Annotated in this window: 22 protein-coding genes; 10 read left to right on the top strand and 12 right to left on the bottom strand. The window is 73.4% G+C overall.

Features of this window, described 5'->3' with window-relative positions:
* Window positions 1-209: 209 nt before the first annotated feature.
* The gene (locus tag ABZ484_RS00620; protein ID WP_358863686.1) at window positions 210-938 is read right to left on the bottom strand and encodes a VOC family protein; all 729 of its coding nucleotides are present in this window, start codon (window positions 936-938) and stop codon (window positions 210-212) included.
* Between the two features lie 134 nt (window positions 939-1072).
* Between ABZ484_RS00620 and ABZ484_RS00615 the strand changes: the two genes are divergently transcribed.
* Window positions 1073-1708, top strand: a complete 636-nt coding sequence (locus ABZ484_RS00615) for a TetR family transcriptional regulator (RefSeq protein WP_358863765.1) — start codon at window positions 1073-1075, stop codon at window positions 1706-1708.
* Window positions 1709-1843: 135 nt separating this feature from the next.
* Window positions 1844-2512, top strand: coding sequence for a pyridoxal 5'-phosphate synthase (locus ABZ484_RS00610; protein WP_358863685.1), 669 nt, complete (start codon window positions 1844-1846; stop codon window positions 2510-2512).
* 65 nt (window positions 2513-2577) lie between these two features.
* Here the strand turns inward: ABZ484_RS00610 and ABZ484_RS00605 are convergent, their stop codons facing one another.
* Entirely contained in the window at window positions 2578-3441 is an 864-nt protein-coding gene (locus tag ABZ484_RS00605; RefSeq protein ID WP_358863684.1) for a GNAT family N-acetyltransferase, read from the bottom strand.
* Window positions 3442-3499: 58 nt separating this feature from the next.
* Window positions 3500-4099, bottom strand: a complete 600-nt coding sequence (locus tag ABZ484_RS00600) for a GNAT family N-acetyltransferase (RefSeq protein WP_358863683.1) — start codon at window positions 4097-4099, stop codon at window positions 3500-3502.
* Between the two features lie 135 nt (window positions 4100-4234).
* Here ABZ484_RS00600 and ABZ484_RS00595 point away from each other — a divergent pair, with 135 nt between their 5' ends.
* Window positions 4235-5470: an NAD(P)/FAD-dependent oxidoreductase gene (locus ABZ484_RS00595; protein ID WP_358863682.1), complete on the top strand. Its 1236-nt coding sequence runs from the start codon at window positions 4235-4237 to the stop codon at window positions 5468-5470.
* A 21-nt stretch (window positions 5471-5491) separates the two neighbouring features.
* Here ABZ484_RS00595 and ABZ484_RS00590 read toward each other — a convergent pair whose 3' ends face one another.
* Window positions 5492-6820, bottom strand: coding sequence for an MFS transporter (locus ABZ484_RS00590; RefSeq protein WP_358863681.1), 1329 nt, complete (start codon window positions 6818-6820; stop codon window positions 5492-5494).
* An 84-nt stretch (window positions 6821-6904) separates the two neighbouring features.
* Between ABZ484_RS00590 and ABZ484_RS00585 the strand changes: the two genes are divergently transcribed.
* Window positions 6905-7927 carry a helix-turn-helix domain-containing protein gene (locus tag ABZ484_RS00585; protein ID WP_358863680.1) on the top strand — a complete coding sequence of 341 codons (1023 nt, stop codon included), beginning with the start codon at window positions 6905-6907 and terminating at the stop codon, window positions 7925-7927.
* Between the two features lie 502 nt (window positions 7928-8429).
* Here the strand turns inward: ABZ484_RS00585 and ABZ484_RS00580 are convergent.
* The 3 genes from ABZ484_RS00580 to ABZ484_RS00570 all read right to left on the bottom strand — a co-directional run bounded on the left by ABZ484_RS00580 (window position 8430) and on the right by ABZ484_RS00570 (window position 10496).
* Window positions 8430-8996 (bottom strand): ATP-binding protein, encoded by a 567-nt coding sequence (locus ABZ484_RS00580; RefSeq protein ID WP_358863764.1) that lies wholly within the window; start codon window positions 8994-8996, stop codon window positions 8430-8432.
* A gap of 498 nt (window positions 8997-9494) precedes the next feature.
* Window positions 9495-10013, bottom strand: a complete 519-nt coding sequence (locus ABZ484_RS00575) for an EF-hand domain-containing protein (protein ID WP_358863679.1) — start codon at window positions 10011-10013, stop codon at window positions 9495-9497.
* Between the two features lie 114 nt (window positions 10014-10127).
* Entirely contained in the window at window positions 10128-10496 is a 369-nt protein-coding gene (locus ABZ484_RS00570) for an STAS domain-containing protein (protein WP_358863678.1), read from the bottom strand.
* Between the two features lie 433 nt (window positions 10497-10929).
* On the opposite strand from ABZ484_RS00570, the gene ABZ484_RS00565 reads away from it, so the two are divergent.
* A complete protein-coding gene (locus ABZ484_RS00565) occupies window positions 10930-11511 on the top strand; it encodes a sigma factor (RefSeq protein ID WP_358863677.1) in 582 nt (193 codons plus the stop codon).
* Entirely contained in the window at window positions 11508-13004 is a 1497-nt protein-coding gene (locus ABZ484_RS00560) for a zf-HC2 domain-containing protein (RefSeq protein ID WP_358863676.1), read from the top strand. The genes ABZ484_RS00565 and ABZ484_RS00560 overlap by 4 nt, the downstream gene beginning before the upstream one ends.
* A 169-nt stretch (window positions 13005-13173) precedes the next feature.
* Here ABZ484_RS00560 and purU read toward each other — a convergent pair whose 3' ends face one another.
* Together purU and ABZ484_RS00550 are read right to left on the bottom strand one after the other, a co-directional pair.
* Window positions 13174-14061 carry a formyltetrahydrofolate deformylase gene (gene purU, locus ABZ484_RS00555; protein ID WP_358863675.1) on the bottom strand — a complete coding sequence of 296 codons (888 nt, stop codon included), beginning with the start codon at window positions 14059-14061 and terminating at the stop codon, window positions 13174-13176.
* Window positions 14062-14140: 79 nt separating this feature from the next.
* The gene (locus ABZ484_RS00550) at window positions 14141-14641 is read right to left on the bottom strand and encodes a hypothetical protein (protein WP_358863674.1); all 501 of its coding nucleotides are present in this window, start codon (window positions 14639-14641) and stop codon (window positions 14141-14143) included.
* Window positions 14642-14758: 117 nt separating this feature from the next.
* Between ABZ484_RS00550 and ABZ484_RS00545 the strand changes: the two genes are divergently transcribed.
* Window positions 14759-16072 (top strand): ABC transporter substrate-binding protein, encoded by a 1314-nt coding sequence (locus ABZ484_RS00545; protein WP_358863673.1) that lies wholly within the window; start codon window positions 14759-14761, stop codon window positions 16070-16072.
* A 109-nt stretch (window positions 16073-16181) separates the two neighbouring features.
* On the opposite strand, the gene ABZ484_RS00540 is transcribed toward ABZ484_RS00545, so the two are convergent.
* The gene (locus ABZ484_RS00540; protein ID WP_358863672.1) at window positions 16182-18005 is read right to left on the bottom strand and encodes a hypothetical protein; all 1824 of its coding nucleotides are present in this window, start codon (window positions 18003-18005) and stop codon (window positions 16182-16184) included.
* Window positions 18006-18152: 147 nt separating this feature from the next.
* Window positions 18153-19538, bottom strand: a complete 1386-nt coding sequence (locus ABZ484_RS00535; protein WP_358863671.1) for a transcriptional regulator — start codon at window positions 19536-19538, stop codon at window positions 18153-18155.
* Window positions 19539-19914: 376 nt separating this feature from the next.
* Between ABZ484_RS00535 and ABZ484_RS00530 the strand changes: the two genes are divergently transcribed.
* The 3 genes from ABZ484_RS00530 to ABZ484_RS00520 all read left to right on the top strand — a co-directional run bounded on the left by ABZ484_RS00530 (window position 19915) and on the right by ABZ484_RS00520 (window position 23181).
* Entirely contained in the window at window positions 19915-20580 is a 666-nt protein-coding gene (locus ABZ484_RS00530; RefSeq protein WP_358863670.1) for a bifunctional DNA primase/polymerase, read from the top strand.
* 181 nt (window positions 20581-20761) lie between these two features.
* Window positions 20762-21556 carry an ABC transporter ATP-binding protein gene (locus tag ABZ484_RS00525; protein ID WP_358863763.1) on the top strand — a complete coding sequence of 265 codons (795 nt, stop codon included), beginning with the start codon at window positions 20762-20764 and terminating at the stop codon, window positions 21554-21556.
* Entirely contained in the window at window positions 21553-23181 is a 1629-nt protein-coding gene (locus ABZ484_RS00520) for a transporter (protein WP_358863669.1), read from the top strand. Before ABZ484_RS00525 ends, ABZ484_RS00520 begins: the two co-directional genes overlap by 4 nt.
* A 184-nt stretch (window positions 23182-23365) precedes the next feature.
* Here the strand turns inward: ABZ484_RS00520 and ABZ484_RS00515 are convergent, their stop codons facing one another.
* Entirely contained in the window at window positions 23366-24826 is a 1461-nt protein-coding gene (locus ABZ484_RS00515) for a PAS domain-containing protein (RefSeq protein WP_358863668.1), read from the bottom strand.
* Window positions 24827-24877 lie beyond the last annotated feature (51 nt).

Genomic DNA, 24877 nt, shown 5'->3' with positions numbered 1-24877 from the left:
GCCGCGCCACCTCCATGTGCACGCGGCCCCCGTGCAGCGTCTCACCACCGCACCGCCGCGGCGGCACGCACCCCGATTCTTCCTGGCCGGGGCGCTGGTTGCGAACCCGCCGACGAAACGGGATGTCTCGCCGCAAACCGGCCGCAATTCGGCCGCACACCGATCGTTTCCCGCCGTCGAGACGCCGGTTACCGCCCGGTTGACACCGCTCACCTCTCCAGTACCGCGAAGGACGCCCCCTGATTGTCGACCACGACGGCCACGGTCCCGTAGGACGTCTCGAATGGTGACACCTGCGTCCGGCCGCCCAGCCGCGCGACCGCGCCCAGGGCGGCCTCGAGGCCGGCGACCCGGAAGTGGACGAGGAAGTGGGGCGGCATCTGGGCGGGGAAGACCTCCGCGACCGCCGCGCGGCCGAAGTCGGGGCGGGCGTCCCCGCCGAACAGGGCCTCGTGGAAGAGGCCGCCGTAGAAGGTGTCGGCGGCCTCGGTGTCGCGGGTGTACAGCTGGACCCAGTCGAAGGCGCCCGGCTGGTGCCGCCTGCCGAAGCCCGGGCGCCGCCCGGGCTGCCACAGACCGAAGACGGCGCCCTCCGGGTCCGCGGCCAGCGTGGCCGTGCCCGCGGGACCGACCCTCCAGGGCCCGCCGACGACCTGGCCGCCCGCCGCCCGGATCCGCTCGCCCAGCACCCCGGCGTCCGGGGTGGAGAAGTACACCGTCCAGACCGTGGGCATCCGGCCGTCCGTCTTACGCGTGAGCGCCGCGACCGGCTCCCCGCCCAGCCGGGCCGGTACGGAGTCGCCGTACGCCTCCCCCACCCCGAAGGTCCACCCGAAGAGCTCACCGTAGAACCGCTTTCCCGCCTCGACGTCGGGAAGCTGCGCGTCCACCCAGCACGGGACGCCCTCTGCGTATGCGGATGCCCTGTTTTCGGCCATGTCGTCAACGTAGCGGGGCCGCCCGCACCCCGCAGACCAGGCACACCAGCCCCTTTTCACCCCCGCACCCCATTTGCAGTCGGCCGAATCGCGCTCCCATCACCCCTCGGTAAGCTGACGACATGACAGGACAAGTGCGTACCGTCGACGGCCGTGTGGCCGGGCGCCGCGGGCAGGCGACCCGGCAGAAGCTGCTCGACTGCCTCAGCGAGATGCTCAGCTCATCCCCCTACCGGGACGTCAAAGTCATCGACGTCGCCCGGAAGGCGGGTACTTCGCCCGCCACCTTCTACCAGTACTTCCCGGACGTCGAGGGCGCCGTCCTGGAGATCGCCGACCAAATGGCCAGCGAGAGCGCCGCGTTGACCGAGGTGCTCCAGGGCCGTTCATGGGTCGGCAAGGCCGGCTGGCAGACGGCCCAGGAACTCGTCGAGGGCTTCCTGGACTTCTGGCGCCGCAACGACGCGATCCTGCGCGTGGTCGACCTCGGGGCGGCCGAGGGCGACAAGCGCTTCTACAAGCTCCGAATGAAGATCCTGAACTCGGTGAACAATTCTCTTGCGGATTCGGTTGCCGAACTCCAGTCCAAGGGCAAGGTCGACAAGGACGTGAACCCGGCCGCGATCGCCGGTTCGCTCGTCGCGATGCTCGCGGCGGTCGCCTCCCATCAGAAGGGCTTCACCTCCTGGGGTGTGAAGCAGGCCGAACTGAAGCCGAATCTGGCACTGTTGGTCCACCTGGGCGTCACGGGGAAGAAGCCGACGAGATAGCCACATCCCGGCCCGGACCCCCACGAGGACACGTCCAGGCCCCAAGTCCTGTCAGGCGGGCGGCGGTCCACTCCGGTGGACCGCCGCCTGCTGCGTTGTACGGCGCCCTGTGCCGCACACCGCGATACTCGGCTCATGAACACGGATCTTGATGAGCTGCTGAGGTCGCTGCGCGTCTGGGACCCCGAGGTCACCGAGCTGCCCGGCTTCGATCCGGCCACCGCGCCTCCGGAGCCCCTCCCCCTGTTCGAGCGGTGGTTCGCTCAGGCGGTGGCGGCCGGCGAGCGCGAGCCGCACACGATGTCCCTCGCGACCTCCGACGAGGAGGGCCGTCCGGACGTACGGATCGTGATGCTGCACGGCGCGGACGCGTCGGGCTGGTCCTTCGCCACCCACGCGGGCAGCCGCAAGGGCCTGCACCTGGCCGCCCACCCGCACGCGGCGCTGGCCTTCTACTGGCCGGCGCTGGGCCGCCAGGTCCGGATCCGGGGCCCGGTCACGACGGCCCCGCCCGAGCAGGCCCGGGCGGACCTGCACGCCCGCTCCACGGGAGCGCTGGCCGCGGCCCTCACCGGCCACCAGAGCGAGGTCCTGGAGTCCCTGGACGAGCTGACCCGGGCCTCGCAGGAGGCATGGGAGCGGGCTCGGCGCGATCCCGGGGCGGACGTCCCCACCTGGACCCTGTACCGCCTGCGGCCCACCGAGGCCGAGTTCTTCCAGGGCGACCCCCGCCGCCGCCACGTACGCCTTCGCTACCACCGCGCGGGCGACGGCACCTGGTCCCACGAGCTGCTCTGGCCCTGAGCCCTCAGCCCACAGCCCACAGCCCACACAGCCCACAGCCCATAGCCCACAGCCTGAGGCGGTCCTCACTCGAACTCGTACACCGCGAAGTCGGACACCGGCCGATAGCCGATCCGCTGGTACAGCGCGTTGCTGGTGGGGTTGGCGAGGTCGGTGAAGAGCAGCACCTCGGCCGCTCCGGCCTCCAGCGCGGCCCGGCTGACCTCCGCCGTGACGGCTCCCGCGTACCCCCGGCCCCGCAGGTGCGCCGGCGTGTAGACCCCGAGCACACGCGTCTGCCCGGCGACCTCCGGGGTCCTCGCGGCCATGGCGACGGGCGTTCCGTCCGGTGTCTCCCAGAGCATGGCGTCACCGCGCTCGACGCGACCGTCCGCCCACTGCTCCGCGTCCCGCAGGACCGTCTCGCCCACGGCGGTGCAGAACTCCTCGTACCACCGGACGAGCAGCTTCCGGTCCTCGGCTCCCGCCACCCTCGCGCGCCCCGGCGGGACCGGTCGCGGCACGGTCAGCTCGTCCAGCCGGTACAGCCGCATCCGCCTCTGGACCACGGCCCCGGCGCCGGTGTGGCGCTGCCAGGCGGCGGCGAAGGCGGCGGCGGTGTCGCGGTCGGCGTTGACACCGGACAGGGTCCGCCCCGTCCGGGCCAGCTGCCCCGCGAGCGCGTCGGCCTCCTCCTCGGTCAGCGCGGTGAGGGCGATCGCGAAGGGCGGCGTACGGAAGAAGGCGGCGCGCACTCCCGGTGCCCCGTCTCCGCCCAGGACACCGAACTCGGGGTCCTTCTGCGCGTAGAAGTGTCCGCCGTGTGCGCGCAGGTTCTCCGTCACGGTCAGGTGCAGGGTGTGCGGCGCGGGCCGGGAGCGGAGGAACTCTCCGGCGCGGGCGAGGAATTCGTGGACGTCGTCGGTCAAGTGCCAGTCGTCGGATGCCATGCTTCATGGTTCCGTCCGGGGCGCGGGGACGCCTCCGAATTACGGGCCCGTGCCCCGGCTATCCCTCCGGCCGCGGATCCGTGGCCAGTCGTGCGTGCAGGTGGCAGTCGCGGAAGGCGTCGTGGCGGTCCGCCTCCCACATGGCGTCGCGCAGGGTCCCCTCGTACGTGAAGCCGCACCGCTCGGCGACGCGGCACGACACCTCGTGCCCGAGCGCGTGACCCAACTCAAGGCGGTGGATGCCGAGTTCCGTGAAGGCCCAGTCCACGGCGAGCAGCAGCGCCCGTGTGGCGACTCCCCGTCCGCGGGCCTCCGGGAGCACCCAGTAGCCGACCCGCCCGGTCCGCAGGGGGCGGCTGATGGCGCCGATGCTGACGTGCCCGAGCGTCACGCCGGTCGCCTCGTCCGTGACGCAGAAGGGCATGCCCGTGCCGTCGGCGGCGTTCCGCACATGGGCGGTGAGCGACTCGCGCGCGTCGGCCAGGCCCTCCTCCAGGATCAGCGGTGTGTTCCAGCGCCGGAACTCGGGCTCGGTCCGCCCGCGCAGCCAGGTCTCGACGTCGGCCTCGGACTCCGGGTCCCAGACGCGCAGCCGGAGACCGTGCCCGGACAGTACGGGAGCGGGGTCGACGAGGGACGTCTCACGTATATCGGCCATCGGATCATTGTGTCCCAGGCGCCGGCGCCGCGGCGGCCATCATGAGCGACAGTCCCGCTCATCCGTGATCAATCCGCAACCAATTCCGGTCTTGACCGAGACCCATCAACCGGGCACCTGATTACGCTCGCGCACATGGCCGACTCCACGTCCACGACGTCCACCGTTCCCGCACACCGGCGCGCCGGCCACCCCGTCTACGTCGTCGGCGGCGGGCCGGGCGGTCTGGCCGCCGCGTACGCGCTGGGCGCGCGGGGGATACGCGCGGTCGTCCTGGAGAGGTCCGACCGGGTCGGGGCGTCCTGGCGGCGCCACTACGACCGGCTGCACCTGCACACCACCCGCCGCCTGTCCGCGCTGCCCGGTCTGCCGATGCCGCGCCGGTTCGGCAGGTGGGTCTCGAGGGACGACGTGGTGCGGTACCTGGAGAAGTACGCCGAGCACCACGAACTGGAGGTCGTGACCGGTGTCGAGGTCTCCCGCCTGACACGCGCGGCCGACGGCGCCGGCTGGCTGCTGCACGCGACCGGCGGGCGGGAGCTGACCGGCAGCGCGGTGGTCGTCGCCACCGGCTACAACCACACACCGCGGCTGCCCGACTGGCCCGGTCGCATCGAGTACACCGGCGGGCTCGGCGAGCCCCGCAGGCTCGTGCACGCCTCCGACTACCGCAACCCCGAGCCCTACGCGGGCCGTGACGTGCTCGTCGTCGGGGCCGGCAACACCGGCGCGGAGATCGCCGTCGACCTGGCGGAGGGCGGGGCCGCACGCGTACGGCTGTCCGTGCGCACCGTTCCGCACATCGTGCGCCGGTCGACCGCGGGCTGGGCCGCCCAGTACACGGGCGTGCTCTGCCGGCGGCTGCCGGTCGGGCTCGTCGACCGCCTCGCCGGGCCGCTGGCGAAGGTGAGCGTGCCCGACCTGTCCGCGCACGGCCTGCCCCGCCCCGACACGGGCCTGTACTCCCGGGTCCGCGAGGGGGCGATCCCCGTCCAGGACGTCGGTCTCATCGACGCCGTCCGGGAGGGCAGGGTCGAGATCGTGGGCGCGGTCGAGGGGTTCGAGGGCGGCAAGGTCGTGCTCGCCGACGGCGGCCGGATCGAGCCGGACGCCGTCGTCGCCGCCACCGGTTACTCCCGCGGCCTGGAGGACCTGGTCGGCCACCTCGGCGTACTGGACTCCCGCGGCAAGCCGGTCGTCCACGGCCCCCGCACCGCCGCCGACGCCCCCGGCCTGTACTTCACCGGCTTCACGAACCCCATCAGCGGCATGCTCCGCGAACTGGCCCTCGACGCCGAGCGGATCGCCAGGGCGATCGCCAAGGCGGGCGCGAAGGCAGGCGCGAAGGCGGGCGCCAAAACGGGCGCGTAGGCGGGCGGCCGAGCCGGTGAACTAGGCCGCCGCCACCGCGAGTTCCCGCGTGCCCGGACTGCGCCGGATGACCAGGGCCATCAGCGCCGCCGCCGCGCACAGCGCTCCGGCGGCGTACCAGACGACGTCGTACGAGCCGGTCACGTCCCGTACGACACCGCCGATGAAGGCGACCAGGGCGGCGCCGACCTGGTGGGAGGCGAGGACCCAGCCGAAGACGATCGCGCTGTCCTCGCCGTACTGCTCACGGCACAGGGCGAGCGTGGGCGGGACGGTGGCGACCCAGTCCAGGCCGTAGAAGACGATGAAGAAGATCATCGGCGGGTGCACGTTCGGCGCCAGCAGCATCGGCAGGAAGAGCAGGGAGATCCCGCGCAGGGCGTAGTACACCGCCAGCAGGCGGCGCGGCTCGAAGCGGTCGGTGAACCAGCCGGAGGCGATCGTGCCGGCCACGTCGAACACGCCGATGACCGCGAGCAGCGAGGCCGCCGCCGTGATGGGCATGCCGTGGTCGTGGGCGGCGGGCACGAAGTGGGTCTGGATCAGGCCGTTGGTGGAGGCGCCGCAGATCGCGAACGTGCCGGCCAGCAGCCAGAAGGGGCCGGTGCGCACCGCGGAGAACAGGACGGTCACGGCCCGGCGCGCGGCTCCGGGCACCGGCTCGGGCTTCGGCACGAACTCCGCCGCGCCGTACGGCCGTACGCCCACGTCGGCCGGGTGGTCGCGCAGCAGCAGCCAGACGAAGGGGACGACCGCGAGGGCGGCGAGGGAGACCGTGACGGACGCCGGGCGCCAGCCGTGCTTCTCGACGATCCAGGACAGCAGGGGCAGGAAGATCAGCTGGCCGGAGGCGGAGGCCGCGGTGAGGATGCCGGTGACCAGGCCGCGCCGCTCGGTGAACCACCGGTTGGTGACCGTCGCGGCGAAGGCCAGCGCCATCGAGCCGGTGCCGAGGCCGACCAGCAGGCCCCAGCACAGCAGCAACTGCCAGGCGGCCGTCATCCAGACCGTCAGTCCCGAGCCGAGCGCGATCACCGTCAGGGCCGCCGCGACGACCCGCCGGATGCCGAAGCGGTCCATCAGCGCGGCCGCGAAGGGGGCCGTCAGCCCGTACAGCGCGAGGTTGATGGAGACCGCCGCACCGATCGTGCCGCGCGACCAGCCGAAGTCGTGGTTCAGCGGGTCGATGAGCAGTCCGGGCAGGGAGCGGAAGGCGGCGGCGCCGATGATCGTCACGAAGGTGACGGCGGCGACGAACCAGGCGCGGTGGACGCGGTGGGTGCCCTTCCTGCCGGAAGGTGTGCCCTGCGCGGCTGTGGCCGGGGCGGCGGAGTCGGTTGTCTGGGTCACGTCACCAGCTTGCGGTGCCGGGCCGCGCGCATCGAGTGGCCCGAAGGACAGCATTCGAAAGGATCGGGCCACTAGGATCGGGGCATGAGTTCTGCGCAGGAGTTCCGGCCGCACCGCGTCGTCGTCCTCGCCCTGGACGGGCTGCTCCCCTTCGAGCTGGGCATCCCGCACCGGATCTTCGGACGGCCCAAGGACGACGCGGGGCGCCGTCTGTACGAGGTCGTCACCTGCTCGGTCCGGCCGCCGGGGCCGGTGCAGACGGACGCCGACTTCACGATCGAGGTAGCGCACGGTCCGGAGGCCCTGGCCACCGCCGACACCGTGATCGTCCCGGCGTCGTACGAGCTGGGACCGGTGTTCGAGGAGGGCCGGCTGACCGACGAGCTGGCCGCCGCCCTCGCCCGCATCCGGCCCGGCACGCGGCTCGCCTCGATCTGCACGGGGGTGTACGTACTGGCCGCCGCCGGTTACCTGGACGGCCGCCCCGCCACCACCCACTGGGCCGACGCCGAGCACTTCCAGCGGCTCTTCCCGCGGATCGACGTCGACGCGGACGTGCTGTTCATCGACGACGGCGACGTGCTGACGTCGGCGGGGGTCGCGGCCGGCATCGACCTGTGCCTGCACATGGTGCGCCGCGACCACGGCACCGCGGTCGCCAACGACGTGGCCCGCCGCACCGTCGTACCGCCGCACCGCGACGGCGGGCAGGCGCAGTACATCCACCGGCCCGTTCCCGATCCGCAGCTGGCCACCACGACCACCGCGCGGGCATGGGCGCTGGGGCGGTTGCACGAGCCGATCCAGCTGCGCGACATGGCCGAGCAGGAGGCCATGTCCGTACGGACGTTCACCCGGCGCTTCCGCGAGGAGGCCGGGGTCAGCCCGGGGCAGTGGCTCACCCAGCAGCGCGTCGAACGGGCCCGCCATCTGCTGGAGTCCACCGACCTGTCGGTCGACCAGGTGGCGCGGGACGCGGGGTTCGGTACGGCACAGTCGATGCGGCAGCACCTCCAGGCGGCGCTCGGGGTGACGCCGACGGCGTACCGGCGCACGTTCCGCACCACGACGGCCGCCGCGTCCCCGAGGCCCCCGTCCGACACGTGACTGTTGTCCACAGCCTGTGGACAACAGTCACGTGAAGTCCCGCCGCTCCGGTCACGGCGAGTCCGGGTGACGGCGCGCCCATGCCCGCCCCGAGCACGGCACCGCGCGCCGCCATCCGGCTCCGGCGCTCCGGTCCCACCCCCCTCGGCCCTGAAGGGACCGGCCGACGCCGACCTGACGACTCACACTCGTCGAGGGCTTCCGGCAGCGGGGCCCTCGTCGTCCCCTCACGGCGAATCGCTGCCACAAGCGTGATCAAACGGACACGAACCGTCAACAGGCGCTCAGCGATTTACCCGTTATGCCGGTATCACGACGGCCGCGCACGGAAGCACCCCCGGCGCACACCCACTCCACCACCCGGCCATGGGGAGCACCGGGCGTCCAACCCCTCGCACGCCGGCCCGGCGAGCCACACCGCCTCGCACGCCGGCCCGGCGAGCCACACCGCCTCGCACGCCGGCCCGGCGAGCTACACCGCCTCACACGCCGGCCCGGCGCGCTACACCGCCTCGTACGCCAGCCCGTCGAACGCCGGGCCGGTGCGGGTGGCTTGCCCGTAGGCGGTGGCACCCACCGGGGTGGTGCAGGCCGGTGCCGCGCACGACGCCGCCGCGCCGCCAACCGTCGCCGGCGTTCGGGTGCCGCGGGTCGTCGGGGTCGCCGCGGGGGGCGGGGGCGGTGCGCAGCGGTCCAGTTCGCACCAGATGCGCTTGCCCGCGCCCTCGGCGCTCCAGCCCCAGCGGTCCGCGAGGCCGTCGACGAGGGCCAGGCCGCGGCCGTTCGTGGCGTCGTCGCCCGCGCAGCGCGGCACCGGAGCCCGGGTGCTGGCGTCCGCCACCTCCAGGCGCACGGTGGCCGCTTCCGCCGCCGCGCCGGGCAGGGACAGTCTGAGCACGGCCGGAGAGCCGGTGTGCAGAACGGCGTTGGTGACGAGCTCGGAGACGAGCAGGACCAGCGTCTCGGCGAGCGGCTCGTCGGACGCTATCCCCGACCCGGCGAGCCGCGAGCGGGCCCACCTGCGGGCTCGCCCCACTTCCGCGGGGTCGGGCCGGATCTCCAGCTGCACTTGAAGCACCTGCACCGCTCACACCATCCGAACCGGCGGACACATAGCCTCGCGCCACACGAGGGCCACGATCGTAGCCATTTTCTGCATGGCCAGAACAACGGCCAGAGCAAGGGTCACGGATCGTGACTCCCTTGCCAGACAGCATGGTTGACGTACCGTCACCGCTACAAGCGCTTCGGGCATATTCCCGCGCGAAGGAGTACCCGTGCGGCATACTGTGCGACGCTCGTCACGGGGAGTCGAACAGATGGGCGACGAAGGCCGCCCGACCTCGCGAGCCGCGGCGCGCACCGCCGGATCCGGAGCCGCCCCAGGGGCAGCACCGGGACGGCCGGCGCTCCGAACCTCTCGCATCTCCCACAAGGTACCGGAGCGGGGCGGCGACTCCGGGACGTGACGAGCCCGGTCGACGAAACGACCCGGCAACTACGCTCCGCTACCCCCGATTGCCACGATCATCGACATCCGCGTCCGGCCCGGTCCGACGGGCGGGGTTCAGTGCTGTTCCGGGACGGTGAAGTAGCGGGCGAAGGCGGGGACGATGTCCTGTTCGCCCACCCTGCCGTCGGAGTCGGTGTCGAGCGCGGCCGCGGTGGCGCCCGCGATGCCCTCCGCCACACCGAGCACCTTGAGCATGCGCGCGGTGTCGGCGACGGTGGCGTCCCCGTCGCCGTCGGTGTCCGCGACGGCCAGGGCGGCGTGCAGGAAGGGGCGGGCGATCTCGGCGAAGCGCTCGGGGTTGTCGCGCAGCCGCTTGACCGCGCCGGTCACGAACTCCTCGCGCGTGATGCGCTGGTCGCCGTCGCGGTCGGCGATCCCGGCCATGCCCTGCCAGAACGCCTCCGCACCGGCGTACAGGGCCTGCCCCTTGTCCGAGCGGGCGGTGGTGCCGAATTCCGCGAGCAGCGACTTGGCCGCCGCGCTGAAGTCCTCGCGGTCGATCCAGCCGTTGCCGTCCTGGTCGAAGATGGCGAACCGGGCCGCGATCCTGCGCTCGTACTCGCTGCTGACCATCTCTTCTCCGGCTGCCTCACGTGTGGGTTGCGTCTGGCAGGGAGCGTACGACGCCCAGGGTGTGCGCAGGTGGGAAACCCACGGGTTGTGCCCCCTACGGGTTCTCGCGCACCGTCACGCGGACAGGGGTTCCTCGTCCACCGCAGCCGCGAGGTCCGGGTAGACGTCGAACAGGCGGCGCACGCCGAGCGCGCCGAGGACCCGGTTGACGTGGGAGCCGTCGACCGCCCCGCCGGCCGGGAGGATCAGGCGCAGCCGGCCCTGGCAGGAGCGGATCAGACGGCGGGCCGCGATGAGGACGCCGACGCCGCTGGAGTCGCAGAAGAAGACGTCCGAGAGGTCCAGTACGAGATCGTGCCGGCCCTCGGCCACCACGTCGTGGATCCGTTGGCGCAGCACCGGCGAGGTCACCAGGTCCAGTTCGCCCGCGACCCGGAGCACGCTCCACTCGCCCTGCCCGTCGCCGGTCACCTTGAAGGCCACGGCTGCCCTCCGCTCGCCGGAATTCCCCGCAACCGCTCGGAAACGGAAGCAGTACCTACACTTCTGTCCGCGCGGCTGCCCAGCGGCCGTTCCCCCAAACGCCGGACGACAAACCGACGCCGTTCATCAAGGGGCTTGTTTCAGTCATATTCAATCGTGTTCGATCAGACTTGATCCGACGGCACGGGGAAGGCCGACTCGTGCGGCCTCCATCACCGGCCCCGGCCACCGGCGTTCACCACGGCCTTTACCACCTGTGGCCACCCGGGGGCGCGCAATGCAACAAAGGGGCGTGCGCCGTAGGGCGTGCCGACTACATTCGATGTGACCAGACAGACAGGCTGGACCGGGACGGACCGGGACAGAAGCAAGACAACGGGACCGCAGACAGCAACACGGCAAGGGCAGCAGAGCCGGGCGTGAAGGGGGACGCATGGCGGACAAGGACGCACCGCCCCGCTGGGACCGCGGAATGCAACAGCGGCTCGCCCGCGGAGAGGCGGCCGCCCTGGGGGAGCTCTACGACCGGTTCGGCTCCCTCGTGCACGGACTCGCGCATCGCGTGCTCGGCGACGAGAAGGCCGCCGACAGCGTCACCGGCGAGGTCTTCACCCACGTCTGGCAGCACCCCCACGCCTACGACCCCCGCCAGGGTCCCCTGCGTTCCTGGGTGGCCGCGCTCACCCACCGCCTCGCCGTGCAGCGGCTGCGCACCACCGAGACCGCCGCCCTGGCCCGCGGCGGCGGGGGCTCCCCCGAGGAGCTGGAGGGCAAGGTGCGCCGCGCCTCCGCCGCCGCCCGCGCCGACTACATCGTCCACTCCATGCCGGCCCCGCTGCGCGCCGCCCTGGAACTGGCCTACTTCCAGCGCCACGACTACCGCCGGACCGCCGTCCGCCTCGGCGTCACCGAGGACGAGGCCCGCCGCCGGCTCCGTCTCGGCCTCCAGCTCCTGTCCACCGCGCACGACGCCGCCGTCCTCGGTGTGCCGCCCGAACACGGGGGTGCGGCATGAGCGGAGCGGGACCGCACGAAGAGGGCGACGGGTACTTCGAGGAAGGCGGCGGGCGCGAGAAGAGGGACGGCGGAGGCAACGGGAAGAGCGGAGGCGCAGAGCCCGGTGGCTCCGGACGGTCGCCGCGCATACCCATGCCCCGCGTCTCCGTCGAGGACAACGGGCTGCCACTGCCCACACCGAACACGCCGAACACGCCGGATACACCGGACACACCGGATTCACCGGACATACCGCCGGAAACCACACAGTCCACGGAGCCGTCGGCCTCCGCCGAGCCGAAGGCCCGCACCGTGCTGGAGCATCACGTCCTGAAGTCGCTCCTCGGGGCGTGGGCGCTGGCCGCCTGTTCGGCGGAGGAGACCGCGGCCGTCGAGGAACACCTCGGCGAGTGCGGCGACTGCGCGGAGGAGGCGCTGCGGCTGCGGGACGCGGTCGGCCTGCTGCACCGGCCCGAGAGCCTCGACCTCGACCCGGGTCTGCGCACCCGCGTCCTGGCGAGCTGCCTGGAACGCCGGCCGCCGCGCTTCCCGGTGCCCGACTGGGCGGCGCCCTACGACGCGGAGACCGCGCGTCTGGACGCGCTGCTCCAGGACATCGGGGACTCCGAGTGGGACGCGCCGGTACGGCTGCGCTGGTTCGACGGCGAGGAGACGGCGAGCCGCCGTACCACCGTCGCCGGGGTGATCGCGCATCTGACGAGCGTCGACGGGCTGGTCGCGGTCGCCCTCGGCCTCGACGACCCACTGGGGGACACCGCCGACGGCCCCGGCGGCGGTACGGCGGCGACCCCCGAGGCGCGCACCGAGGCGTACTGGCGGTCCGCACACCTTCCCCCGGCCGGTTCCGTACGGGTGCCGTGGAGGGAGCAGACGCACGCGCTGGTACGGACGGTGTCCGTCGCCGGTGGGGCCGGTGCGGCGGGTGGGACCGACACCGGCGGGACGGAATCCGGCAAAACCGGCACCGGCGGGACCGAGGACACCGCCGGCGCGCCCCCGGCCGTGCCGTACGGCGACTTCGAGCTGCCGCTGCGGGACGCGCTGCTCGACCGGGCCTTCGAGTGCTGGGTCCACGCGGAGGACATCGCCGAGGCGGTCGACTACCCCTACGAGCCGCCCGCGCCACGCCATCTGCGCGGGATGATCGACCTCGCCGCCCGGATGCTGCCGGGCATGCTGGCCGTACGGCGCCGGGCCGGCCTCGCCTCCCCCGCCCGCACCCGGCATCTCGTGGCCGCCGGACGGCCCGGGCGCAGCCTGCGGCTGGAGATCGAGGGGCTGGCCGGCGGCGAGTGGCTGATCCCGCTCGACTCGCCGGGAGCGGTGGGCTCCGCGGAGCACGAGGTGGCCCATGTCGCGCTGGACGGCGTGGAGTTCTGCCGGCTCGCGGCGGGGCACATCGCACCGCGCGAGGCGGCGGTGGGCCAGGTCGGCGACCGGGAGGCGATCAGGGACGTGCTGTACGCGGCGGCGTCACTGAGCCGGATGTGACGCACCCCGCCCCCGGGCACACCGAGCGGCTGCCTCCGTCCCGGGGCACCGGGTAGGTGCCCCGTCCCGGGCCGCCGGGCGGGTGCCCCCATTTCGGGGCGCCAGGTAGGTGCCCCCATTTCGGGCCGCCGGGCGGGTGCCCCCGTCCCCGGGGGCCGGGCGGGTGCCCCTACGCGAACACCACCGTGCGGCGGCCGTTGAGCAGGATGCGGCGCTCCGCGTGCCACTTCACGGCGCGGGCCAGCGCCTGGCACTCCACGTCCCGGCCGACGGCGACCAGCTGGTCCGGGTCGGCGTCGTGGCCGACCCGTTCGACCTCCTGCTCGATGATCGGGCCCTCGTCGAGGTCCGCGGTCACGTAGTGGGCGGTGGCGCCGATCAGCTTCACGCCCCGGGCGTGCGCCTGGTGGTACGGCTTGGCGCCCTTGAAGCTCGGCAGGAAGGAGTGGTGGATGTTGATGATCCGGCCGCTGAGCTCCTTGCACAGGTCGTCCGAGAGGACCTGCATGTAGCGGGCGAGGACGACCAGTTCGACGTTCTCCTCGCGCACGAGCTCCAGCAGCCGCGCCTCGGCCTCGGCCTTGGTGTCGCGGGTCACTGGGATGTGATGGAAGGGAATGTCGTACGACCCCACCAGCTCAGCGAAGTCGGTGTGGTTGGACACCACCGCCGCGATCTCCACCGGCAGGGCGCCGATCCGGGCGCGGAAGAGCAGGTCGTTCAGGCAGTGCCCGAACCTGCTGACCATCAGCACGACCCGCATCTTCTCGTCGGCCCGGTGGATCTGCCAGTCCATGGCGAAGGAGTCGCCGACCGCCGCGAAGCTGGCGCGCAGCTTGTCCACGGTCACGGGGGCCTCGGCGGAGAAGTGGACCCGCATGAAGAACAGTCCCGTGTCCTGGTCGCCGAACTGCTGGCTGTCCACGATGTTGCAGCCGGTCATGAACAGGTAGCTCGACACGGCGTGCACGATGCCCTGCTTGTCCGGGCAGGAAAGAGTCAGGACGTACTGGTCGGCCGGGTGGGCCGCCGCGGCTCGGCGGGACTGCTCACTCATGCAGCACAGGGTCCCACACGCCCCGCCCGCCGTGGGCGGTCGTCCCGCAGGACGGGACGCCGGCCCCGGCGGCCGCCGCCTACGCGGCGCGGGTGAGGATGCGCAGCACCTCGAGGCTGCGGGGCGGGGCGTCGGGGTCCTCCCCGTCGCTCACCGCCATCCGCACGTGCGCGTCCCGCGCCGCCCGGACCGCCTCCGGCCAGTCGTGGTCTTCGAGGTAGGCGGCCACCGGCGCGTCCGGACCGACCTGGTGCATGATCCGCAGCACCCGCAGCACGGCGGTGTCGACGAGGGCCGCCTCCTGGGAGTCCCGGAAGATCGTGCCGACGTACTTCTCGGCGGACCAGTTGTCCAGCCAGGTGTCCTCGACCAGGCGGTAGACGGCGTCGGTGACGTCGCCGTAGCCTTCGATTCCCGCCAGCCAGACGTCCCGCTGGAACACCGGGTCGGAGAGCATGTGCAGCGCGGAGCGCACATTGCTGCGCCAGCGCCACCACGGCATGTCGTTGAGTGGCATGCCGCCCATGGTGGATGAGCGACGGCCGCGACGGGAAGAGTTCTCCGAACCTTGCACGGTCATCGATCGTACGTTCTCCCTTCCGGCACGCTCACCGGCCCCTGTAATTCACCTGCGCGTCACCCGTTGTTGAACATGGGTCACTCCCCGGTTAGGGATGTGCCGGAATCGTGCGTGTGCATGACCGGCAGGCGACGTACGCGCAGCACGAACCTCCCCGCCCCGAACCGCCCCGCCGGAAGGCGCAGAGCCCTTCTGTCCGCGGGCGCGCTGGCGGCGTGCGCGTCGCTCGCCGCGGGATGCGGTGTCGTGCCCGGTGCCACGGGGGGCTCCGGGGACGGCACCGTCACCGTGATGACCTGGGCCCCGGACAGGACCAAGGCGACCAACAAGCCCGGCATGCCCGCCATGGCCCGGGCCTACGCCCGCTGGGTCAACGCCCACGGCGGCATCGCGGGCCACAAGCTGAACGTCCTCACCTGCAACGAGGGCAACGACAGCGTGCAGGCCGGCAAGTGCGCCCGGCGCGCCGTCCAGGAGAACGTGGTCGCCGTCGTCGGCTCCTACAGCCAGTTCAGCGACTCCTTCTTCCCCCCGCTGGAAGGCGCGGGCATCCCGTACATCGGCGGCTACGGCGTGACCAGCACCGAGTTCACCCGCGCGCTGTCCTACCCCGTCAACGGCGGACAGCCCACCCTGCTGGTCGGCCTCGGCCGGGAGCTGGCCGCCGACTGCGGCCCCGTCACGCTCGTCCGCCCCGACAGCATCGCGGGCGACGAACTGCCCGATCTCCTCGACGCGGGCCTGAAGGCCGGCGGGCACGCCCCCGCCCACGACCAGATGGCCCCCGAGGACGCCACCGAGTACTCCGCCGAGGCGGACCGGGCGCTGCGGCAGGCGACCGCCGACCGGGGCAGGAAGGGCTGCGTGATACCGGCCCTGGGCGAGCGCACCAACATCTTCATGGACTCCTTCCGCCGCGGCCGGGAGAACTATCCGGCGGTGCGCACCGACGCCGTGCTCGGCAGCGTCGACCAGACCGTGATCGACGCCGGCGGCGGGCAGTCGGGGCCGTACGAGGGGTCGTACGTCACCGGCTGGTACCCGGTCTCGGGCGATCCGCGCTGGGACCCGATGAAGAAGGTGATCAACGAGGAGGCCTTCGGCGACAACCGGATCGACCCCGCGGACGCCGGGGTGCAGACCACCTGGATCGCCTACACCGTGCTCCGGGCCGTCCTGGAGAAGATCGGCTCCGGCGAGGTGAGCGCCGACACCGTACGGCGCACCCTCGACGACGGGCTGCGGGTCGACACCGGCGGGCTGACCCCGCCGCTGCGCTGGGAGCTGTCGGGGCCGTTCTCCGGCGCCGGCTTCGCCCGCCTGGTCAACGCCGACGTCACCCTCCAAGTGGTGCGCCAGGGGCGGCTGGTGTCGGCCACGAAGGGATTCGTCGACGTGACGAAGACGCTCCAGGACGCGGACGTGGAGTGATCCGCTGCCCGGAGCCACAGGCCGGAGCCACCAGCCGGGAGCCACCGGCTGGGAGCCACCGGCTGGGAGCCACCGCTCGGAGCCGGGGCCCGGAGCCGGGGCCGGGCGCTCAGAGCTGGGTCGGCTGCCGCTGGGTGAGGCCGTACTTCTTCGCGATCGTGTTCCACAGCTGCGCGGCCTTGACCTTCTGGGCGCTCGCGACACCGCTCTGGCGGTTGCCCTGCTGGGCCTCGGCGGTGGTGCGGGCGTGGCCCTTCTTGCAGCCCTTCTTGCCCTTGACCTGGTCCGCCCAGGCCGCGTAGTGCTGGTCGGCCGACGCCGATGCCTTCCAGGCGCTGGTGAGCGCGCTGGAGAGTTCGGCGTTGCCGGGGAGCTTGTCGACGGAGAGCTGTCCCAGCCGGGTCACCAGGCCGTTGCGCTGCTTGGCCGCGTCGCGCAGGTCGGTGGCCGCCTTGTCCAGGTTGTCGCACTTGCGAACGTCGGCGACCGCGTTGATCACGGAGGTGCGGCTGCTGCCGCTGTCCGCCAGCAGCTTGTCCAGCTCGACCGCCTGCGCACGGGCCGGGTCGGTGGACGGCGAGGCGGAGGAGTCGGTGGCGGGAGCCGTGGCGGAGACGTTCGTGTTCTTGTCGGTGCTGTCGCCGTCGCTTCCGCCGCCCCCGCTGAGCATGGCGCCCGCGCCGACGCCGAGCACGACGATGCCGATGCCGACGGCCGCGATCAGCGGCACGCGCGAGCCGGTCCGTCTGCCTCCGCGGCCGGGGTCGCCGTCACCGTCGCCGGCCTGCCCCGCGAAGGGGGACGGCCCGCCCGGACCGGGTGCGCCCGCCCGGCCGGGCGGAACGTCGTGGGACTGGAAGCGGGGCAGCTGCTGGGTGGCCGGTGCGCCGCCCCCGGCGTCGCTGCGGAACAGGTTGTCGAACTCGGCGGGCGTCTGCCGCCCGCCGGCCGCGCCCGGTCCGACGCCGTACGGGGCTGCCGGCGCCCCGGCGGCCTGGGCGTCCACGGGTGCGATGAACTGGGTGGCCTGGGCGTCCGGGTCGCCACCCGGCAGCGGGCCCGCGCCGCCCTGCGGTACGCGGCCGAGGAACCGGGTCGAAGAGTCGCCGCCGGGCGCCTCGGGCGGCATCGCCCCCGGCGCCACCGGCGGTATGTACTGTGTCGCGCCCTCGTCCGCCGGTGCGCCGGTCACGGACGGCAGGTACTGCGTGGCCCCCTCGTTCACGGGAGCCGCACCGACCGGCGGCAGGTACTGGGTGGCGCCCTCGTCGCCGCCGGGCGCACCGTAGGCGGATGCGCCGTGCGCGCCGTACGCGGCCTGCTGTCCGGCCGGGGCGCCGTAGGGCTCCGAGACCGCGGCCGGCGGCAGCGCGGCGCCGTGCGCCCCGTGCGAACCCTGCGCGCCGGTGGTGTACGGGTTCGGCTGGGCGCTCTGGGCGGCGTACGGGTCCGTGGCCGGAGGCAGCGGGGCGCCGGCCTGGGCGCCGTGGGCCGGGGCGCCCTCGGGGGGCAGCGGGCCGGCGGCCTGACCGTGGGCGCCCCACGGGGCCTGCGGGTTCTGCGGGTTCTGGTTCTGCGGGTTCTGCGGGTACGCCTCCGGGGAGCCCGGGCCCCAGGAAGGGGCGGGCTGGGCGGACGGGAAAGGCTGGGCGGACCGGTCGGGCGGAGACTGCCAGCCCTGGCCGGCCTGCGGCGCCACCGCCTGCCCGCCGTCGGGTCCCCACGGCTGACCCCAGGCCTGTCCGCCGGCCGGGGCCGCGCCCTGACCGGCCGGCTGGGCGGGCGGCAGGCCGCCGGGCCCACCGGTACCGACCGGGCCGCCCGCACCGCCCGTCATGCCCGGCAGCAGGGGCTGCCCACCGTCGGAGGGCAGCACGATGCCTTCGCGCGCGGGTCGCGCCGAGGGCTCCTCGCCCTGTCCACTCTGCGTCACCGGGACTCCTACGATTGGGGGACCTTCGGAATCGTCGGCTCACGCTACCGGGTCCCCTGAGCCCGGTGCCACGCAGCACCGGGCGCGCACTCCTTCCCTGTGACAGCAGTAACAAAACCCGCGCGTACGGCGCTGTATGTGGCCCGCTCAGGCCGCCGCACGCACCTCCAGCCGCGCCCCGAACTCCCTCACCACCGACTCCTCCCGGTACGGGTCGAGACGCTGCTGGAAGTCCCCCAGGTACTCCACGCCCCGGTCGGACCGCAGGGTCTGGAGCAGCTCCACGGCCTTCAGGCCGGTGGTGCAGGCCTGTTCGACCTCCCGTTGCTGCACCTGCGCCGTGGCGAGCAGCACATAGCCGATCGCCCGGCGCCGGGCCCGCGAGGCGGGATGCCCGGCCAGCGCCGTCTCCGCCTGCCGCGCCGCCGCCTCCGGCCGGCCCAGGTCCCGGTAGCAGTGCGCCAACTCGTCGGCGAGGTAGGCCTCGTCGAAGTGCGCGATCCACGCCGGGTCGTCCCCGGAGTCCGTTCCGGCGGACTCCAGCGCGCTCACCGCCCGGCCCGCGCACAGCTCGGCCGCCCGCGCATCGCCCATCAGCGCGTGCCCGCGCGCCTCCGCCGCGTGGAACATCGCCTCCGCGCGCGGTGTCACACGACCCCGCGCCCCCTCCTGCGCCGCCCGCGCCAACTGCGCGATCTCACGCGGGTTTCCGAGCTGTGCGGCCAGGTGGCTCATGGAGGCGGCCAGCACATAGCCGCCGTAACCGCGGTCCCCGGCCGCCTGGGCGAGCCGCAGCGCCTGGATGTAGTACCGCTGGGCCAGGCCGGGTTGACCGGTGTCCACGGCCATGTAGCCGGCGAGTTCCGTCAACCGCGACACGGCGGCGAACAGATCGCGGCCCACCGCTTCCCGGTACGACCCCGCCAGCAGCCCCGAGACCACACTGTTGAGGTAGTGCACGACCACCGGGCGCACATGCCCGCTGCCGTAGGTGTGGTCCAGGTCGACCAGGGCCTGCGTCATGGCCCGTACGGCCGCCACGTCGGACTGGCCCACCCGGGGCCCGGCCGAGCGCGCGACCTGCCCGTCCGGTGCGGTGATCAGCCAGTCGCGGCTCGGCTCGACCAGCGCGGAGGCCGCGACGGAGGAGCCGGACAGGAAGTCCCGCCGGCCCACGTCGCTGCGCCACAGCTCGCAGACCTGCTCGATGGCCCCCAGTACCGTCGGCGAGAACTGGAGACCCACGCCCGAGGCGAGGTTCTTGCCGTTGGCCATGCCGATCTCGTCGATCGTGACCGTACGGCCGAGCTTGCGGCCCAGCGCCTCCGCGATGATCGCCGGGGCCCGCCCGCGCGGCTGCTGCCCGCGCAGCCAGCGCGCCACGGACGTCTTGTCGTAGCGCAGGTCGAGGCCGTGCTCGGCGCCGCACATGTTGACCCGGCGGGCCAGTCCGGCGTTCGAGCAGCCCGCTTCCTGGATGAGCGCCTGCAGCCGTTCGTTCGGCTGCCGCGCGACGAGAGGCCTTGCGGCCATGGCGTTAACCCCCTGCCTTCGTGGCGGCTCGCCCCTTCGGCTCACTCGCCGTGTGGCTCCGGTGCCCTGCCCGTGCACCGACGTTGACGTGTTCCGCACGGCCGGACCCGTCCGCGTCCCGGCGGAGGGTCCGGCCGTGAAGATCAATGCCCCGCCGACATAACGAAAATGCGGGACATGCGAAGATTGCCGGGGTAAAGGCGGATACCCCGCACAGAGGATTACCCAGCGTCTGCCGACGATCCTCCCGCGCGCCCCCACACATGCATCCATGCGCCCCGGGCGCGGAATCGATGCTCCCCTCCCGCGCGCGGACCCTGCCGCGAGACTCCCGCACCACCCGTAACTCCAGGTGGGTGCGGGAGTTGAGTGGGGCGTGGAAGAGACGATCCCGGGCACGCACGCCGCACAGATTGCCGGTCAGATCCCCAAGCAGCGCGGGGACTCGCTGCTGGAGACCGCCGTTCGCTACGCCGAGGAGCGCCACTGGGACGTGTTCCCCGGCACCTGGCTGGAGGCCGTGGACGGGGTGCAGCGCTGCTCCTGCGGCGACCCGGCGTGCGCCGCGCCCGGCGCGCACCCGGCGCGCGAGGACTGGACGACCCAGGCGACCGGCAGCGCCACCGTCGCCCGCCGGATGTGGCAGAAGCAGCCGACCGCCTCGATCCTGCTCCCCACGGGCCGGACCTTCGACGCGATCTGTGTCCCGGAGACGGCCGGGTTCCTCGCGCTGGCCCGTATGGAACGGATGGAACTGACCCTCGGGCCGGTGACACTGACCCCGGAGCGGCGGATGCAGTTCTTCGTGCTGCCAGGGGCCTGCGCGAAACTGCCGGACCTGCTGCGCAAACTGGGCTGGGCACCGGGGGTCCTGGACCTGCTCGCGCTGGGCGAGGGGGCGTACGTGGCCGCGCCGCCCACGCGGTACGGCTCGCGGGGTGCCGTGCAGTGGGCCTGCCGGCCGACGCCGGCGAACCGGTGGCTGCCGGACGCGGAGGAGCTGATCTCGGCGCTGGCCTACGCGTGCGGCAGGGACCGGTAGGCCACCGGCCGCGCGCGCGGGGACGATGGGACGGTGATGGCGGTGGGCACGCGGAGGACGGTGGGCAAACGGGGAGCGGTGGGCAAGCCGAGGACGGCGGGCAAGCGGAGGATGCTGGGCGCGCCGGGTGCCGTGATGCCCTGGGGGCCGTAGCCGCACCGGGCTCCCTCGTAGGGTTCACCTGACGGAGGGAGCAGCAGTGGTGAGTAACAGTGCCGTACGTGTCCAAGGTCTCTGGAAGCGGTTCGGGCAGCAGGTCGCCGTCGCCGGGATCGATCTCGAGCTGCCCGCCGGGAAGTTCATCGGCCTGGTGGGGCCCAACGGGGCCGGCAAGACCACCACGCTGTCCATGGTGACCGGGCTGCTCAGGCCCGACCAGGGAACCGTCGAGGTCGTCGGGCACGACGTGTGGCGGGACCCGGTGGCGGTGAAGGCACGGATCGGGGTGCTGCCCGAGGGACTCCGGCTCTTCGAGCGGCTGTCGGGGCGGGAACTGCTGTCGTACTCCGGGCGGCTGCGCGGACTGCCCGGAGCCGAGGTGAACCGCCGGGCCACCCAACTGCTCGACGTGCTCGACCTGTCCGGCGCGCAGCACAAACTCGTGGTCGACTACTCGACCGGCATGCGCAAGAAGATCGGGCTCGCCTGCGCGCTTCTCCACAACCCCGAAGTCCTCTTCCTCGACGAGCCGTTCGAGGGCGTCGACCCGGTGTCCGCGCAGACCATCCGGGGCGTCCTGGAGCGGTACACCGCCTCCGGCGCGACCGTCGTGTTCTCCTCGCACGTCATGGAACTGGTCGAGTCCCTCTGCGACTGGGTGGCCGTCATGGCCGCGGGCCGCATCCGCGCCCACGGCACCCTCGCCGAGGTGCGCGGCCAGGCCCCCAGCCTCCAGCGGGCGTTCCTCGAACTCGTCGGAGCGCAGGGCCGGGAAGCCGGTTCCGACCTCGACTGGCTGGGCGGAGGCACCCGATGAGCCCCGCCGCGAACACCGCCCCGCCGAGCGCCCCCGGCGGCTCGATCACCCCCGTCGTCGTACGGCTGAAGCTGTCGCTGCTGCGCGGCGGGCTGCGGCGGTCCGGCGGCCGGCGCGCCGCCTACATCGCGTCGGCCGTCGTCGCGCTGCTGTTCGCCGTGTCCCAGCTGACCGGCATGATCCTGCTGCGCGGGCACGCGCACATCGCCTCCGTGGCCGTGCTGGGCACGGCCGTACTGGCCCTGGGCTGGGCGGTGATGCCCCTGTTCTTCCCCAGCGGCGACGAGACCCTGGACCCCACCCGCCTGGTGATGCTGCCGCTGCGCCCGCAGCCGCTCGTCCGGGCACTGCTGGCCGCTTCCCTGGTCGGCATCGGACCGCTGTTCACGGTGCTGCTCCTGGCGGGCTGTGTGGTCGCGGTGGCGCACGGGGCGGCGGCGTACGCCGTCGCTGTCGTCGCCCTGCTGCTCGCCCTGCTGGTGTGCGTGGCCCTCGCCCGGGCCGTGGCCGCCGCCAACACCCGGCTGCTGACCAGCCGCAAGGGCCGGGACCTCGCGGTGCTCAGCGGACTGGTCATCGCGATCGGCGCGCAACTGGTCAACTTCGGCATGCAGCAGCTGGGTTCGTCGGGGCTCGGCCGGCTCGACCCGGTGGCGGACGTGGTCCGCTGGGTGCCGCCCGCGTCGGCGGTGGGCGCGGTGGACTCGGTGAGCGACGGCTCGTACGGCGTCGCGGTGGCCCAGCTCGGGCTGACCGCGGCCGCCCTCGCCGCCCTCCTGACCTCGTGGGCGCGCACCCTGACCCGCCTGATGACCTCCCCCGACGCCTCCACCCTCCAGCCCGCCGACACCGCCGCCCGCGACCGGTCCCGCACCGGCGGACTGACCCGGCTGCTGCCCTCCGGCCGCACCGGCACCGTCATGGAACGCAGCCTGCGCTACATCTGGCGCGATCCGAAGACCAAGGCGGCCTGGGTGACCTCGCTGGCCATCGGCCTGATCGTGCCGGTGTTCAACGCCCTCCAGGGCACCGGATCGCTCTACTTCGCCTGCTTCGCCGCCGGGATGCTCGGCATCCAGATGTACAACCAGTTCGGGCAGGACACCTCCGCGTTCTGGATGGTCGCGCTGACGATCTCCACCCCGCGCGACGCCTACCTGGAGCTGCGCGGACGGGCGCTGGCACTGCTGGTGGTGACCCTCCCCTACGCCACCCTGGTCACCGTGGTGACCACGGCGCTGCTCGGCGACTGGCCACGGCTGCCCGAGGTGCTCGGCCTGTCCTTCTCCCTGCTCGGCGCGATGCTGGCGACCGGCGCGTGGACCTCGGCGCGCTTCCCGTACTCCATTCCGCAGGAGGGCCACAAGAACGTGGCCCCCGGCCAGGCCGGCCTCGCCTGGATCGCCATCGCCGGCGGCATGGTCTCGGCGGCCCTGCTGTCCTCCCCCGTCATCGCCCTGGCCATCTGGGCCAACGTCAGTGCGACCGGCGACACCTGGAGCCGGCTCCTGCTCCCGGCGGGCGCGGCCTACGGCGCCGCGATCACCTACGCGGGCCTCCGCCTCGCGGCCCCCCGCACGGCGGCCCGGCTACCGGAGATCCTGACCTCGGTGAGCAAGGGGTGAGCCGGAGGCGAGGGGTGAGCCGGTGAGCCAGAGGCAAGAAGTGAGTCGGGTCGGCAGGGGATGAGGAGGTGGAGCGGACCCGCAAATGAAGATCGAGACAGAGGTGTACGCGCGGCGGCGGACCGCCTGACCTGGTACGGACGCCTCTTCCGCGCCCAAGGCCGCCCGCTCCGGCCTGTCATGGTCACTCCTTCTCCAGCAGCCCCGCCAGGTCCAGGGCCGTCGCGATGCGTACGGCCACGTCCTCGGCGTAGGCCGCGTCGGAGCGTTCGAAGGGGCTGCGGCCGGAGCAGCGCAGGAACGTGACGACGCCCAGGGTGCGGCCTCGGCTGCGCAGCACGGCGCACAGCGCGTGCACGGTGTCGGCGGGCCACTGGCGGGCCTGGGCCCAGGCGCGTGCCTGGTCGGCCGGGACCGTGCCGACGGTGGCGCGGACGGCGCCGGTCCGTTCGATGCACTGAAGGGCGGGGTGTCCCTCGCCGTAGCGGACGGGCAGTCCGGCCCGGCCGGTGAGCAGGCTGGGGCCGGGGCCGTCGGAGGGCGTGGCGGCGACCCGTACCAGCCGTAGCGGAGTCGTGGGCTCGCCGTCCTCGGGGGCGGTGCCGCCGGCCACCCGGTCGACGAGGGCGTGGTCGGCGAACCCGGCGAGGGCGAAGTCGAGGTGGACGGTCGCGGCCTCCGCGGGGTCCTCGCACTCGGCGGCGGCGCGGGCGGCCCGGTGCAGCTGGTTGCCGCGGAACCGCAGCAGGGCGGCCTCCTGCTCGCCGTGCTTGGCGTCGGTGACGTCGACGAAGAGCCAGGCGACGCCGAGTGGCACGGGTTCCTCGGCCAGTGGTGAGGCGAGGCGGACGAATCCGCTGCGCCAGCAGCGCCGCCGGTCGCCCTCCGGCGCGCGCACGCTCACCCAGATCTCGGCGGGTGCGGGCGGCGCTCCTTCCGCCAGGACGTGGGTGAGCGCGCTCTCGAGTTCTTCCACGCCCTGGGAGAGGAGTTCGCCGAGGGGGCGTCCGAGCGCGGCGGTACGGCCGGTGCCGAGGGCCCGGGCGGCGTGGGCGTTGACGACGGCGGGCCGCAGGTCGGCGTCGACGAGGACGACACCCCAGGACGCGTCCTCGAACAGCGCTTCGCTGAGGGCGATGGACCGCTCCAGGTCGATCTGTGCGTGCACCTCGCTGAAGGCGCAGTACAGGCCGGCCGGTCTGCCGTCGGGTCCGCGTACGGCGGCGGACTGGGTGCGGACGAGGACGCGGCCGCCGTCCTTGGTGAGAAGGGCGAACTCGTGGACCTGGCGTCCGCGTGCGTGCATGGCGGACATCAGCCGCCGTTCGACCTCCTCGGCGTCCGCGCTGCGCACGGCCCATCCGGCGAAGCCGTGCCGGCCGACCGCCTCGGCGGCCGTCCAGCCGAGGATGCGTTCGGCCTCGCGGTTCCAGTGGGTGACGACGCCGCCCGCGTCGAAGGCGCAGAGGGCGGCGTCCATGCCGTCGAGCAGGGCGGCGAGCAGGTCGGAGCCGTCGGGGCCGCCAGGGCCACCGGTGCCATCGGGGTCTTCGGGGGTGTCGAGAGCCCCCGGACCGCTCCGCTCCGGCTCGGGCTCGTCCGGCCCCAGCTCGTCGGTGGTCCCACTACGCCGGGAAGCACTCACCTGGACCCCCTGCAGGCTGCGTCCGCACGCACGGCGCGTCGGTTCACTCAC

The organism is Streptomyces sp. NPDC006393, from assembly GCF_040628575.1.
Taxonomy (GTDB): Bacteria; Actinomycetota; Actinomycetes; order Streptomycetales; family Streptomycetaceae; genus Streptomyces.
The sequence above is the reverse complement of the archived record's forward strand: the minus strand, read 5'-3'. Positions and strand labels throughout refer to the sequence as shown.

Coding starts and splice junctions, on each gene's coding strand:
- ABZ484_RS00620 (WP_358863686.1), bottom strand. CDS start 938: ATGGCCGAAAACAGGGCATCCGCATACGCAGAGGGCGTCCCGTGCTGG.
- ABZ484_RS00610 (WP_358863685.1), top strand. CDS start 1,844: ATGAACACGGATCTTGATGAGCTGCTGAGGTCGCTGCGCGTCTGGGAC.
- ABZ484_RS00605 (WP_358863684.1), bottom strand. CDS start 3,441: ATGGCATCCGACGACTGGCACTTGACCGACGACGTCCACGAATTCCTC.
- ABZ484_RS00600 (WP_358863683.1), bottom strand. CDS start 4,099: ATGGCCGATATACGTGAGACGTCCCTCGTCGACCCCGCTCCCGTACTG.
- ABZ484_RS00595 (WP_358863682.1), top strand. CDS start 4,235: ATGGCCGACTCCACGTCCACGACGTCCACCGTTCCCGCACACCGGCGC.
- ABZ484_RS00585 (WP_358863680.1), top strand. CDS start 6,905: ATGAGTTCTGCGCAGGAGTTCCGGCCGCACCGCGTCGTCGTCCTCGCC.
- ABZ484_RS00575 (WP_358863679.1), bottom strand. CDS start 10,013: ATGGTCAGCAGCGAGTACGAGCGCAGGATCGCGGCCCGGTTCGCCATC.
- ABZ484_RS00565 (WP_358863677.1), top strand. CDS start 10,930: ATGGCGGACAAGGACGCACCGCCCCGCTGGGACCGCGGAATGCAACAG.
- ABZ484_RS00560 (WP_358863676.1), top strand. CDS start 11,508: ATGAGCGGAGCGGGACCGCACGAAGAGGGCGACGGGTACTTCGAGGAA.
- purU (WP_358863675.1), bottom strand. CDS start 14,061: ATGAGTGAGCAGTCCCGCCGAGCCGCGGCGGCCCACCCGGCCGACCAG.
- ABZ484_RS00550 (WP_358863674.1), bottom strand. CDS start 14,641: ATGACCGTGCAAGGTTCGGAGAACTCTTCCCGTCGCGGCCGTCGCTCA.
- ABZ484_RS00545 (WP_358863673.1), top strand. CDS start 14,759: ATGACCGGCAGGCGACGTACGCGCAGCACGAACCTCCCCGCCCCGAAC.
- ABZ484_RS00535 (WP_358863671.1), bottom strand. CDS start 19,538: ATGGCCGCAAGGCCTCTCGTCGCGCGGCAGCCGAACGAACGGCTGCAG.
- ABZ484_RS00520 (WP_358863669.1), top strand. CDS start 21,553: ATGAGCCCCGCCGCGAACACCGCCCCGCCGAGCGCCCCCGGCGGCTCG.